Origin of the sequence: Streptomyces sp. NPDC058632 (assembly GCF_042717095.1) — a bacterium.
In the GTDB taxonomy this organism is placed as follows: Bacteria; Actinomycetota; Actinomycetes; order Streptomycetales; family Streptomycetaceae; genus Streptomyces.
On the sequence record NZ_JBHXQZ010000117.1, the window covers coordinates 11276 to 22599 of the forward strand.

At 70.6% G+C, this 11324-nt stretch carries 11 protein-coding genes and 2 pseudogenes; 6 read left to right on the plus strand and 7 right to left on the minus strand.

What is annotated here, in order from left to right:
• Positions 1-135: 135 nt before the first annotated feature.
• From ACFWVE_RS31125 to ACFWVE_RS31140, 4 genes are all read right to left on the minus strand, one after another.
• Entirely contained in the window at positions 136-1128 is a 993-nt protein-coding gene (locus ACFWVE_RS31125; RefSeq protein WP_384021269.1) for an aldo/keto reductase, read from the minus strand.
• 63 nt (positions 1129-1191) lie between these two features.
• Positions 1192-1506, minus strand: a complete 315-nt coding sequence (locus ACFWVE_RS31130) for a PIN domain-containing protein (RefSeq protein ID WP_384021271.1) — start codon at positions 1504-1506, stop codon at positions 1192-1194.
• A gap of 112 nt (positions 1507-1618) precedes the next feature.
• The gene (locus tag ACFWVE_RS31135; protein ID WP_384021274.1) at positions 1619-1834 is read right to left on the minus strand and encodes a type II toxin-antitoxin system VapB family antitoxin; all 216 of its coding nucleotides are present in this window, start codon (positions 1832-1834) and stop codon (positions 1619-1621) included.
• A 48-nt stretch (positions 1835-1882) separates the two neighbouring features.
• Positions 1883-2611, minus strand: a complete 729-nt coding sequence (locus ACFWVE_RS31140) for a GDSL-type esterase/lipase family protein (RefSeq protein ID WP_384021277.1) — start codon at positions 2609-2611, stop codon at positions 1883-1885.
• Between the two features lie 110 nt (positions 2612-2721).
• Here ACFWVE_RS31140 and ACFWVE_RS31145 point away from each other — a divergent pair, with 110 nt between their 5' ends.
• Entirely contained in the window at positions 2722-3726 is a 1005-nt protein-coding gene (locus tag ACFWVE_RS31145) for a WD40 repeat domain-containing protein (RefSeq protein WP_384021280.1), read from the plus strand.
• Here the strand turns inward: ACFWVE_RS31145 and ACFWVE_RS31150 are convergent.
• Complete coding sequence (locus tag ACFWVE_RS31150) at positions 3700-4530, minus strand: TetR/AcrR family transcriptional regulator (protein ID WP_384021283.1); 831 nt, start codon at positions 4528-4530, stop codon at positions 3700-3702. The genes ACFWVE_RS31145 and ACFWVE_RS31150 overlap by 27 nt on opposite strands.
• A gap of 87 nt (positions 4531-4617) precedes the next feature.
• Here ACFWVE_RS31150 and ACFWVE_RS31155 point away from each other — a divergent pair, with 87 nt between their 5' ends.
• The 3 genes from ACFWVE_RS31155 (at position 4618) to ACFWVE_RS31165 (ending at position 8172) form a co-directional block, all read left to right on the plus strand.
• Positions 4618-5592, plus strand: coding sequence for an ATP-binding cassette domain-containing protein (locus ACFWVE_RS31155; protein WP_384021286.1), 975 nt, complete (start codon positions 4618-4620; stop codon positions 5590-5592).
• Positions 5589-6461: an ABC transporter permease gene (locus ACFWVE_RS31160; protein WP_384021289.1), complete on the plus strand. Its 873-nt coding sequence runs from the start codon at positions 5589-5591 to the stop codon at positions 6459-6461. The genes ACFWVE_RS31155 and ACFWVE_RS31160 overlap by 4 nt, the downstream gene beginning before the upstream one ends.
• A 175-nt stretch (positions 6462-6636) precedes the next feature.
• Positions 6637-8172, plus strand: a complete 1536-nt coding sequence (locus tag ACFWVE_RS31165) for a cellulase family glycosylhydrolase (RefSeq protein WP_384021292.1) — start codon at positions 6637-6639, stop codon at positions 8170-8172.
• A 319-nt stretch (positions 8173-8491) separates the two neighbouring features.
• Here the strand turns inward: ACFWVE_RS31165 and ACFWVE_RS31170 are convergent, their stop codons facing one another.
• The gene (locus ACFWVE_RS31170; protein WP_384021295.1) at positions 8492-9403 is read right to left on the minus strand and encodes a hypothetical protein; all 912 of its coding nucleotides are present in this window, start codon (positions 9401-9403) and stop codon (positions 8492-8494) included.
• Positions 9404-9567: 164 nt separating this feature from the next.
• Between ACFWVE_RS31170 and ACFWVE_RS31175 the strand changes: the two are divergent.
• A pseudogene (locus ACFWVE_RS31175) lies at positions 9568-9834 on the plus strand (Scr1 family TA system antitoxin-like transcriptional regulator); the annotation flags it as partial.
• 107 nt (positions 9835-9941) lie between these two features.
• Positions 9942-10040 (plus strand): annotated as a pseudogene (locus ACFWVE_RS31180) (DUF397 domain-containing protein); the annotation flags it as partial.
• A gap of 67 nt (positions 10041-10107) precedes the next feature.
• Here ACFWVE_RS31180 and serC read toward each other — a convergent pair.
• Entirely contained in the window at positions 10108-11226 is a 1119-nt protein-coding gene (serC, locus tag ACFWVE_RS31185; RefSeq protein WP_384021298.1) for a phosphoserine transaminase, read from the minus strand.
• Positions 11227-11324: the final 98 nt, after the last annotated feature.

Below are 11324 nucleotides of genomic sequence, written 5' to 3' on the forward strand. Positions count from 1 at the left end.
GGCACCCAAAAACCCGAAACCGTATCTGGGGCGGTGCGCTCGTCATGTTGTTCTTGGGGGGGGCGCTGGCGTCGGCGCTCGGTGGCTGGGGCCGGCCCTCGCGCCGACGCCACCACCCTGGCTACGACTGCCGTCCTACCAGGCGAAGGCCTCCGGGGACGGGCCCGGGCCGGGGAAGATCTCGTCCAGCGAGGCCAGCAGTTCCTCGCCCAGCTCCAGCTCCACCGCCCGCAGCGCCGACGCCAGCTGCTCGGCGGTGCGCGGACCGACGATCGGGCCGGTCACCCCGGGCCGGGTGAGCAGCCAGGCCAGGGCCGCCTCGCCGGGCTCGATGCCATGCTTGTCGAGCAGGTCCTCGTACGCCTGGATCCGGGCGCGGCCCGCCGGGTCGGCGAGGGTGTCGGCGGCCCGTCCGGAGGCACGGCGTCCGCCCTCGACCTGCTTCTTGATCACACCGCCGAGCAGCCCGCCGTGCAGCGGCGACCAGGGGATGACCCCGAGCCCGTACTCCTGCGCTGCCGGGACGACCTCCATCTCGGCGCGGCGCTCGGCGAGGTTGTAGAGGCACTGCTCGCTGACCAGGCCGATGGTCCCGCCCCGCCGGGCCGCGGTCTCGTTCGCCTGGGCGATCTTGTAGCCGGGGAAGTTGGACGACCCGGCGTAGAGGACCTTCCCCTGCTGGACCAGGACGTCGACGGCCTGCCAGATCTCGTCGAACGACGTGCTGCGGTCGATGTGGTGGAACTGGTACAGGTCGATGTGGTCGGTCTGCAGCCGCTTCAGCGAGGCGTCCACGGCCCGCCGGATGTTCAGGGCGGACAGCTTGTCGTGGTTGGGCCACGCCTCGCCGTCGGCGCCCATGTTCCCGTACACCTTGGTGGCGAGCACGACCTTGTCGCGCCGCCCGCCACTCTTGGCGAACCAGTTGCCTATGATCTCCTCGGTGCGGCCCTTGTTCTCGCCCCAGCCGTAGACGTTGGCCGTGTCGAAGAGGTTGATCCCGGCGTCGAGCGCCGCGTCCATGATGGCGTGGCTGTCGGCCTCGTCGGTCTGCGGACCGAAGTTCATCGTCCCGAGGACGATCCGGCCGACCTTGAGTCCCGTGCGTCCCAGCTGCGTGTACTTCATGACCCCAAGCCAACGTCTTGGAGTGCCCTCCAGGCAAGCGGGCCGGGGACGGGGGGAGCGGGATCAGTCGCGGGGGAGGTCGGCCGTGCCTGCGGGGACGACCCGGGCCGTCGGCTGTCCGGTGACCGAGGCGATCATGTCGAAGTCGCCGTCATGGTGCAGAACAATGGCGTCGTGACGTTCGGCTGTCGCTGCGATGATCAGGTCGGAGACCGACAGGGCCTTCCAGTTCCCCCTCTGGATGAGAAGCGTCTGGACGTCGAGTGCCCGGTCCCAGGCTTCGTCCGGAGTCGGCAGCCACTCGAAGCCGCGCATTTCGTCGCGGATTCGTTCGGCGTCGGCCTTGGACCGGGCACTGTGCAGGACCTCGGGTTCCACCGCGCCGCACACCGCCGGCAGTCCGGCGTCGTGCGACGGGTCGACGACGGCGCGGACCGTCGGCTTCGGACAACGCGGGCCAGGGCCGACTTGTCGATCAAGTAGTGGCCGGTCACGCGGCTCCCCGCGAGCCGGTCGTCTCCTCCACGGGCCCCGTGAGCCCGGGCAGCCCGCCTTCGGCAAGCCAGTTCAGGAACGACGCCCGCTTCCGGCGTTCGATGGCGTCCTCGAGAGCCGCGTTCACGGTGGCGACCTTGGTGTTCGTTCCGAAGATCTCGGCAGCTCCGGCCAGCTTGGCGTCGTCGATGCCGATGACTGTTCGTGCCATGTGGACCTCCGGGACGGGCCGGCGCTCAACGGGGCGAGGATATCGAAATCATCGACACTTGATATCTCTGGTTACCGTTTCCCCAAAGCCCCGTTCGGGGCTCCGGGTCTCGTAGGGCCCGCCCAGCTCCCAGCCCTGGTGCATCGCCTCCGCGAAGGCCTCCGCGATCTTGTGTTCGCCGTTCGCGTTGGGGTGGGTGCCGTCGTACGTGTCGGTGTGGATGTCGTACGAGGGCGGGAGGGTGGCCAGGAGGACGGGGGAGGCCGGGGTGTCGAGGTCGGCGGCCGCCTTCGCCAGGAGTTCGTTGAAGCGGGTGACCTGGACGGCGAAGTCCGGGTCGGCCTCCGCGCGGATGTTGGGGATCACCGGGAGCAGGACCAGGTGGACGCGCCGGTTGGCCGCCCGTGCTTCGGTGACGAAGGAGACGACGTTGTCCGCGGTCTGTTCGGCGTTCGTGTAGAAGCCGAGGTCGATCAGGCCCAGGGAGACCAGGAGGACGTCGGCGCGCAGGGTGCGGACGGCCTCGCCGATCAGCGGTGCCATGTGGTGCCAGCCCTCGCCCCAGCCGGCCAGGTGCCCGCGCGGGAAGTCCGGGTCGGCGTAGGCGTGCGACGTGGGGGCGTCCGTCTGCCGGTCGTGCAGCGTCTCGCGCGGGCCGACGAGGGTGAACGGGCCGTCGTACTCCGCGCACAGGTGCTGCCACAGGCGGTAGCGCCAGGTGTGTTCACCCGCGCTCCCGATGGTCATCGAGTCGCCGACGGGCATGAACCTGAGCATCGGATCATCATGGACGATCGGCCCCGCCACCGCGATGTGAGTCCGGCCACCCGCCGTGAACCGCTCGGTCCCCCGCCGTGAACTGCGCGGTGTGGTGGCAGTCTTGGGTCATGCGCCGATCCTTCGCACTGCTCGCCGCGGCCCTCCTCCTCGGGGCGGGTGCCGCACCCGCCTCTGCAGCCGACGGCGGCGACGCGGGTGCAGGGAACGATTCCTTCACGATCCAGGACCCGCGGATCACCGAGTCCAGCGGCCTCGCCGCCTCCCGGCTCCACCCGGGCGTCTACTGGACCCACAACGACAGCGACGACGGCGCCCACCTCTACGCCGTCGACAGCGCGACCGGCGAGACCGTCGCCCGGATCACCTTCACCGGCGTCGGCAGCCCCCGGGACGTCGAGGCCGTCTCCATCGGGCCGGACAACCGGATCTTCGTCGGGGACATCGGCGACAACCTCGGCGGCACCTGGCCCCACGTGTGGATCTACGAGCTGCCCGAGCCGAAGGAGCTGCGGGACCAGACCGTGCGGGCCACGCAGTACGTCGTCACGTACTCCGACGGGGCCCGCGACGCCGAGTCCCTCGCCGTGCACCCCAGGACCGGGCGCGTCTACCTCGTCGACAAGAAGGAGGAGGGCGGGCACCTGTACGAAGGGCCCGCCGAGCTCTCCGCCTCGGGCGGCAACGTCTTCCGGCCGATCGCCCCCGTCGACCTGTGGGCCACCGACGCCGCCTTCTCGCCCGACGGCCGGGAACTCGCCGTACGGTCGTACTTCGGCGGCATCCAGTACGCCTGGGACGACGCCGCGGACGGGAAGATCGAGCGCAAGGGGCGGCTCAGCGTGCCGCTCGCGGGGCAGGGCGAGTCCGTGAGCTACTCCGCCGACGGCTCCCGACTGATGTACGGGAGCGAGGGCGAGCAGAGCCCGGTCGAGTCCCGGGAGGTGCCCGGCGGCGGCACCGGTGGCGTGGACGGTGAGTCGTCCGGGGGCGGAGGCCCGGCGGCGGACGGGGAGGACGGGGCCGGCGGGGACGGGCTCGGGGCCGGGGTGGTCGGGGTGATCGTCGTGGGGGCCGTCCTGCTCGGGCTACGCCGGCTGTTCCGGCGGAGCTGATCGGTCCGGCCCGGCTGCGGGGGCGGACGACGGGGCGCCCTTCGCGGTGCGGGCGGTCACGAACACTTCCAGGCCGTCCAGGATGCGTTGCAGTCCGAACTCGAAGTGGTCGAAGTCGGCGCCGAAGGTGTCCTCGGAGAGCGAGGCCAGGACGGGGTAGCGCCCGCTGAGCATGGCCTTCTCCAGTGCCGGCCGCTGTGCCTCCCAGAACTGCGTGTCCGTCAGTCCCGAGCGGCGCTCGGCCTCCGCCTCGTACAGCTGGGTGCGGGCGGCACCGACGACATATCCGTCGATCATGACGATCGCCGACACCAGCTCGGGGTCGGACAGGTTCATCGGCTTGATCCGCGTGAGTACCTTCTCCATGCCGTCGAGCGCGCTCGGGCCGAGGATCGGGCGGGACTGGTTGACCTCCAGCAGCCACGGATGGCGGCGGTACAGCGCGAGGGTGGCGTGGCCCAGGGCTTCCAGGGTGGAGCGCCAGTCGCCGTCGCCGAAGTCGGCGGGCTCCTCCGACGGGCGCTGTACGCGGTCCAGCATCAGGTCGAGCAGCTCGGCCTTGCCGGGGACGTAGCGGTACAGGGACATCGTGCCGGTGCCGAGCTCGGTGGCGATCCGGCGCATGGAGAGCGCGCCGAGTCCCTCCCGGTCCGCGACCTCGACGGCGGCCTCCACCACGCGGTCCAGGGTCAGGCCCGGCTTCGGCCCTCGGCTGGGCCGTCGGCCCGTGTCCCACAGCAGGTGGAGGGTGCGGCTGATGTCGCCGCTGCCACTGGATTCCGTACCGCCCGCACCGCTCTTCATGGAGGCAGTTTAGATCCGCGCGAAAAAATTGGGTACACCGTACGCGTAATCGGGTACGGTGTACCCAGTTAAGTGGAAGGGGGACCCATGGATGACGGTTACGCGGTGTGGGCCGAAGGGCTGGACAAGCGGTACGGCGGGAAACGCGCCCTCGACGGCTTCGACCTCGCCGTCCGTACGGGCACCGTGCACGGCCTGCTGGGGCCGAACGGCGCCGGGAAGACCACCGCGGTGCGCATCCTGTCGACGCTGGTCCGGCTGGACGGGGGGCGGGCCACGGTGGCCGGTCTCGACGTCGGACGGCGGGCGCGCGAGGTGCGGGCGCGGATCGGGCTCACGGGGCAGTACGCCGCCGTGGACGAGGTGCTCACCGGACGGCAGAACCTCGAGATGTTCGGGCGGTTGTTCCATCTGGGCGGGAAGCGGGCCCGGTCGCGGGCCACCGAACTGCTGGAGCGGTTCGACCTGAGTGACGCCGCCGACAAGGGAGTCGACGGCTACAGCGGAGGCATGCGGCGACGGCTGGACCTCGCCGCCTCCATGATCCTCGCGCCGGCCGTGCTCTTCCTGGACGAGCCGACGACGGGGCTCGACCCCCGCAGCCGGAACGAGGTCTGGGACTCCGTGAGGGCGTTGGTCGCGGACGGCACGACCGTGCTGCTCACCACGCAGTACCTGGAGGAGGCCGACAAACTGGCCTCCCGCATCACCGTCATCGACCAGGGGCGGGCCATCGCGGACGACACCCCGGACGGGCTGAAGAACCTCGTCGGTGGCGACCGCATCGAGGTCGTCGTCGCCGAACGGGCCGACATCCCGCGGGCGGTGAAGGTGGTCGCCCGGGTCACCGACGGCGAACCCGAGTCGGACGAGAGCGAGTTGCGCGTGCACGCCCCGGTGACGGACCGGGTGGCCGCGCTGACCGAGGTGGCGCGCACCCTCCAGGACGAGGGAGTGCGGGTCGAGGACATCGGGCTGCGCAGGCCCAGCCTCGACGACGTCTTCCTGCGCCTCACCGGCCACCGCACGGACGTTTCGCAGCCGAAGGAGGCCGCCGCATGAGCGCCGCCGACCCGACCACCGGCCTGCCTACCGGCCGGGGCGCCGGCCCCCTGGCCGATCCGGCCACCGCCCCGGCCGCGCGCAGCCGCGCGTACTGGGCGCTCGCCGACTGCTGGAACATCGTCCGCCGCGGCCTGACCCATTACCGGCGCCAACCCGTCAACATCGCCTGGCAGCTGGGCTTCCCGATCCTGTCGGTGCTGCTCTACGGCTACGTCTTCGGCAGCGCGATGACGGTGCCCGGTGGCGGGGACTACAAGGACTTCCTGATGCCCGGGATGTTCGTGATGACGATGGCGTTCGGCTTCATCAACACCGCGACCATCGTGGTGTACGACGCCACCAAGGGCGTGATCGACCGGTTCCGCTCGATGCCGATGGCGCCGTCCGCGGTGGTGGCCGGGCGTGGGGTGACCGATCTGGTCGTCGCCTGCGCCGAGTTGGGCATCCTCGTGCTCACCGCGCTGGCCATGGGCTGGCGGCCGGACGGCGGTTGGGGCTTCCTCGCTGCGTTCGGGCTGCTGCTGTGGCTGCGGTTCGCGCTCATCTGGCTCGGGGTGTGGCTCGGGCTGCTCGTGCCCAACCCGGAGGCGGCGGGCGGGCTGTTCGCGGTCGCCTTCCCGCTGACGATGATCTCCAGCATCTTCGTGGCCCCGCAGCTCATGCCCGACTGGCTGGGCTGGATCGCCGCCTGGAACCCCATCTCGTCCACGGCCGCGGCCACGCGTGAGCTGTTCGGTACGCCGGTCGGCGGAGGCGACTCCTGGGTCGAACAGCACGCGCTGCTGATGGCGGGGGTGTGGCCGCTCGTCCTGACGGCGATCTTCCTGCCGCTCGCGGTACGGAGGTTCCAGCGGCTCAGCCGGTGAGCGGCTGATCGGGCGTGACCCGGGCGTGAGGCGGGCGTGAGGCGGGCGGTGTTCGAGAGGCGAATGCCGTCCGCCTTCTTGACGTGCTCATGTGACATGGCTTGCATGGAGGGTGCGGGGTAGTGGGAGCGCTCCCACTCGTTCCGGGCCCGCCCCTCCGAGAGGAAGCAGCGACATGTTCCGCAGCTTGCGAAGAGCGCTGTGCGTGGCCGTGGCGGCGTTCCTGTTACCGCTGGCGGGTGCGCAGTCGGCCGGTGCGGCGGAGCCGGGCGACGGCACGGCCCGTGCGGCGGCGGCCGGTGAAGGGTACTGGCACACCGACGGACGTCGGATCCTGGACGCGTCCGGGCAGCCCGTACGGATCGCCGGCATCAACTGGTTCGGCTTCGAGACCGACGTCCACGTGGCCCACGGCCTGTGGGCCCGCGACTACAAGGGCATGCTCGACCAGATCAAGTCCCTCGGCTACAACACCGTCCGCGTCCCCTACAGCGACGACATCCTCAAGCCGGGCACCCTGCCCGACAGCATCAGCCACGACGGCATCAACACCGACCTGCGCGGCCTGACCTCGCTCCAGGTGCTGGACCGGATCGTGGCGCACGCGGGGCAGGCGGGCCTGAAGATCGTGCTCGACCGGCACCGTCCCGACGCGGCCGCGCAGTCCGCGCTCTGGTACACCGACGCGGTCCCCGAGTCGACGTGGATCACCAACCTCAAGGCGCTCGCCGCCCGTTATGAGGGCGATGCGACCGTCATCGGCATCGACCTGCACAACGAGCCCCGCGATCCCGCCTGCTGGGGCTGCGGCGACACGGCGCGGGACTGGCGGCTGGCGGCCGAGCGGGCCGGCAACGCGGTGCTGTCCGTCAACCCCGAGCTGCTGGTCTTCGTCGAGGGCGTGCAGTCGTACAACGGGGCCAACGGCTGGTGGGGCGGCAACCTGATGGGCGTCGCCGAGCACCCGGTCCGCCTGGACGTGCCGGACCGGCTCGTCTACTCCGCCCACGACTACGCCACCAGCGTGGCCCAGCAGCCCTGGTTCAGCGACCCCTCCTTCCCCGCCAACATGCCGGGAATCTGGGACAAGTACTGGGGCTACGTCTTCAAGCAGGACATCGCCCCGGTCTGGCTCGGCGAGTTCGGCACGACACTCCAGTCGGGCGTGGACCAGCGGTGGCTGTCCGCGCTGGTGTCGTACCTGCGGTCCACCTCGGAGCACGGGGCCGACAGCTTCCACTGGACCTTCTGGTCCTGGAACCCCAACTCCGGTGACACCGGCGGGATCCTCAAGGACGACTGGACGACCGTGGACACGGTGAAGGACGGGTACCTCGCGGACATCAAGGCACCGGGATTCGCGGCGGGCGATCCCGGTGATCCCGGCGATCCGGGTGACCCCGGTGACGGGGCCGAGTGCGCCGCCGCCTACACCGTCAGCAGCGACTGGGGCGGCGGCTTCAACGCCGAGGTGAAGGTCACCAACACCGGTACCGTGCCGCTGACTTCCTGGAAGGTGACGTGGACCTGGAGCGGGACCCAGAAGGTCACCAACATGTGGAACGCGTCGCACACCCAGTCCGGGTCGACGGTCACCGCCGTCAACGCCGGCCACAACGGGGCGCTCGCGGCGGGCGCGTCGGCGAGCTTCGGCTTCGGGGGCACACCCGGCGGCGGGAGCGTGCCGAGCGTGAGCTGCACGGCGACGTGAGCGACGTCTGATCAGGGCCCGGCACAGTGTTCCGTACACGGTGCCGGGTTTCCTGCCGACGCAGGCCGTACGACTGATGCCGGGGGGCGTCGGAGTTTCAGGAAAGGTCACGGTTCGCCCGTCGCCGATACGCTGCCTGTATGGGGCAGCTGGTGCTTCCACCTGCGGATTTCCGGCTCTACGGGGAAAGCGGCCCTCACGGAGGGGGAGCTTTCGGCCACATGTCCACACGGTGGCTGGATGGCTTGCTGTCCAGTGCCGCATCAGGCAGCGTTCGCCCCGTCGGCTGTCTCACGCGGAAGCGCGGCCACCCGAACGCCTATCGCCGCATGGGCAAGGTGACCAGAGCGGCGAGTTCGGCGTCGGTGGCGGGTCTGAGCGTCGACAGGATGCGCCGCGCGGCGGCCAGATCGACGCGGTCTCCCGCCGCGGTGACGGTGTAGACCAGGCCGTCGCGGTGCAGCCGCAGCTCCTCCCGTCCGTAGTCTCCCTCGTCCGTCAGCAACAGACGGCCGCCGCCGTCGTCCGTGCAACGGAGCGTCTCCCCGAGGGGAACGGGGCAGCCTCGCGCGTCCTGACGCCGGGTGTCGAAGCCGACGTGTTTCACGGTCAGGTGCAGCTCCGCCGCTCCGGGGTGCTCGTATCCCGCGCCGAAGCCGTCCTGGCTCGCGCCGACAACGTGAAGGGCGTAGCCGGCGGGTGGTTCCCCGACGCGTAGCAAGGCACGGTCGACACCGTTCGCGGTGAGCCACTGGTCGAGTGTCGGCGGTTGCGCCGCCGCCCAAGCGGCCCAGGCGAGCACGGCCGCTGTCCCGAGGGCGGCCACCCGTGTCCACGTCCGGGGTACGACCAGGGCCGCTGCCAGCGTGTAACAGAGGCCACCCTGTGGATAGAGCAGAGCGGAGCCGTCCAGGCGGTCGATGTGGAAGTGCACCACCACCAGTGCGCCCGCGCCTGCGGTGCCGAGCGCGTACACGCGTGCCGCCCACGCCCATCGCCCGCGCATCCCGCGAATGAGCGGTGCGGACAAGCGGACAGGCGCTGCAGTACCCGCGAACAACGCCACCGACAGCACCGCACCGACGACGCAGACGGCGATGAGGACCGGGACGTTCCCGATGAAGAGCGCGGTCGGTACGGCATGGAGGTGGAGGGCGGTTACCAGACTGCCCAGGCATCCGACCATTGCCAGATGGACGACCACGCGCCCCGCTTCGTCATCCAGCTTCATACTCGATGATCACGCACGGAGGGTGCCACGCGGTTCCGGCCAGGCATCCCCGGTGACACATGATCGCGGCGCGGCGAAGGCGTCTGGGTGGGATCGCCGACAGGGCGGACGTTGCCTGATGCGGCACTGGCTCAGGTGGTGCGACACCGGGCGGACAAGGTCCTGTGCGTTCCCTCGTCCGCGAGTGGCAGCCGGTACTCGTCCCAGGGCTCTCGCGGACCCCGGCCTATGCCGAGGAGATCACCGCGGGAAGCCCCCACTGCATCGCCCCGGACCGGGTTGCGCAGTTGCTGAAGGTGCGAGAGGCGCGGCAGTCGAAGATCGAAGAGGGTGGGGCAATCCACTCCGCCGTCCTCTGGGAGTCAGTCGTCGCATGTCCGTTGGTGCGCGCTGAGGTTCACCGGGAGCAACTCGCGGCGATCCTGGAGATCGCACAGCGGAAGAACGTCACCGTGCAAGCGCTGCCGTCCAGTACGGGCGTACGTCGTCCTGCTCCCAGGCGGAGAGCAACTGTGCAGAGGTCGCCGACACCGCCCCCGGCGGCCGAGCCGTCCGCGACAGCAAGCAGCGTGAAGGCGCCCCCCTCCTTACCGTCTCCAGCGAGGGCCGGCAGGCCTTCCTGAGCCGGTTCGCGTAGGCATCGCACAAACGCAGGGCGCCCGGCGGAGTCCACCGGGCGCCCTGCGTCGTCGTACGGGGAACGGCTACAGCTGACCGATGACGTGGTCCACGCACTTCGTCAGGGCCTCGACGTCCGCCGGGTCGACCGCCGGGAACATCGCCACGCGGAGCTGGTTGCGGCCCAGCTTGCGGTACGGATCGGTGTCGACGATGCCGTTGGCGCGCAGCACCTTGGCGACCGCGGCGGCGTCGATCTCGTCCGTGAAGTCGATGGTGCCGATCACCTGGGAACGCTTGGCCGGGTCGGTGACGAACGGGGTCGCGAACTTCGACTCCTCGGCCCAGCCGTACAGGCGGGACGACGAGTCCTTGGTGCGGCCGGTGGCGAAGTCCAGGCCGCCCTGGCCGTTGAGCCACTTCAGCTGCTCGTTCAGCAGGAACAGGGTGGCCAGCGCCGGGGTGTTGTACGTCTGGTTCTTGCGGGAGTTGTCGATCGCCGTGGGCAGCGAGAAGAACTCCGGGACGTGGCGGCCGGACGCGTGGACGCGCTCGGCGCGCTCGATCGCGGCCGGGGAGAAGACGCCGATCCACAGGCCGCCGTCGGAGGCGAAGGACTTCTGCGGGGCGAAGTAGTAGACGTCCGTCTCGGCGATGTCCACGGGAAGACCGCCGGCGCCGCTCGTCGCGTCCACGAGGACCAGGGAGCCCTCGTCGGCGCCGGGCACCCGCTTGATCGGCATGGCGACGCCGGTGGAGGTCTCGTTGTGCGTGAAGGCGTAGACGTCCACACCCGCCTCGGCGGCAGGCGTGGGGTGCGTGCCCGGGTCGGCGGCGACGACGGTCGGCTCGGCGAGCCACGGGGCGAGCTTGGCCGCCTTGGCGAACTTGGAGCTGAACTCGCCGAAGGTGAGGTGCTGCGACCTGTTCTCGATCAGGCCGTGGGTCGCGACGTCCCAGAACGCGGTGGAGCCGCCGTTGCCGAGGACGACCTCGTAGCCGTCGGGGAGCCGGAACAGCTCACGGACGCCCTCGCGCACCTCGCCGACCAGGTTCTTCACCGGGGCCTGGCGGTGGGAGGTGCCCATCAGGGACGTGCCGGTCGCGGCCAGCGCGTCCAGCGCCTGTGTCCGCACCTTGGAGGGACCCGCACCGAAACGACCGTCGGCGGGCTTGATGTCAGCAGGAATCCGGATCTCAGCCACGACGGGAGCCTAGCGGCTCCGGGAAACCCCGGTGAAACCTCGTCCGTCGGCTGAGACGCGGACCCGAGGGGCGGTCGAACCGCTGGACGGACGGGAAA

Bases quoted from the DNA above. Each gene is read 5' to 3' on its own strand.
- ACFWVE_RS31125 (WP_384021269.1), bottom strand. From the start codon at position 1,128: ATGAAGTACACGCAGCTGGGACGCACGGGACTCAAGGTCGGCCGGATC.
- ACFWVE_RS31135 (WP_384021274.1), bottom strand. From the start codon at position 1,834: ATGGCACGAACAGTCATCGGCATCGACGACGCCAAGCTGGCCGGAGCT.
- ACFWVE_RS31140 (WP_384021277.1), bottom strand. From the start codon at position 2,611: ATGCTCAGGTTCATGCCCGTCGGCGACTCGATGACCATCGGGAGCGCG.
- ACFWVE_RS31145 (WP_384021280.1), top strand. From the start codon at position 2,722: ATGCGCCGATCCTTCGCACTGCTCGCCGCGGCCCTCCTCCTCGGGGCG.
- ACFWVE_RS31150 (WP_384021283.1), bottom strand. From the start codon at position 4,530: ATGAAGAGCGGTGCGGGCGGTACGGAATCCAGTGGCAGCGGCGACATC.
- ACFWVE_RS31155 (WP_384021286.1), top strand. From the start codon at position 4,618: ATGGATGACGGTTACGCGGTGTGGGCCGAAGGGCTGGACAAGCGGTAC.
- ACFWVE_RS31160 (WP_384021289.1), top strand. From the start codon at position 5,589: ATGAGCGCCGCCGACCCGACCACCGGCCTGCCTACCGGCCGGGGCGCC.
- ACFWVE_RS31165 (WP_384021292.1), top strand. From the start codon at position 6,637: ATGTTCCGCAGCTTGCGAAGAGCGCTGTGCGTGGCCGTGGCGGCGTTC.
- ACFWVE_RS31170 (WP_384021295.1), bottom strand. From the start codon at position 9,403: ATGAAGCTGGATGACGAAGCGGGGCGCGTGGTCGTCCATCTGGCAATG.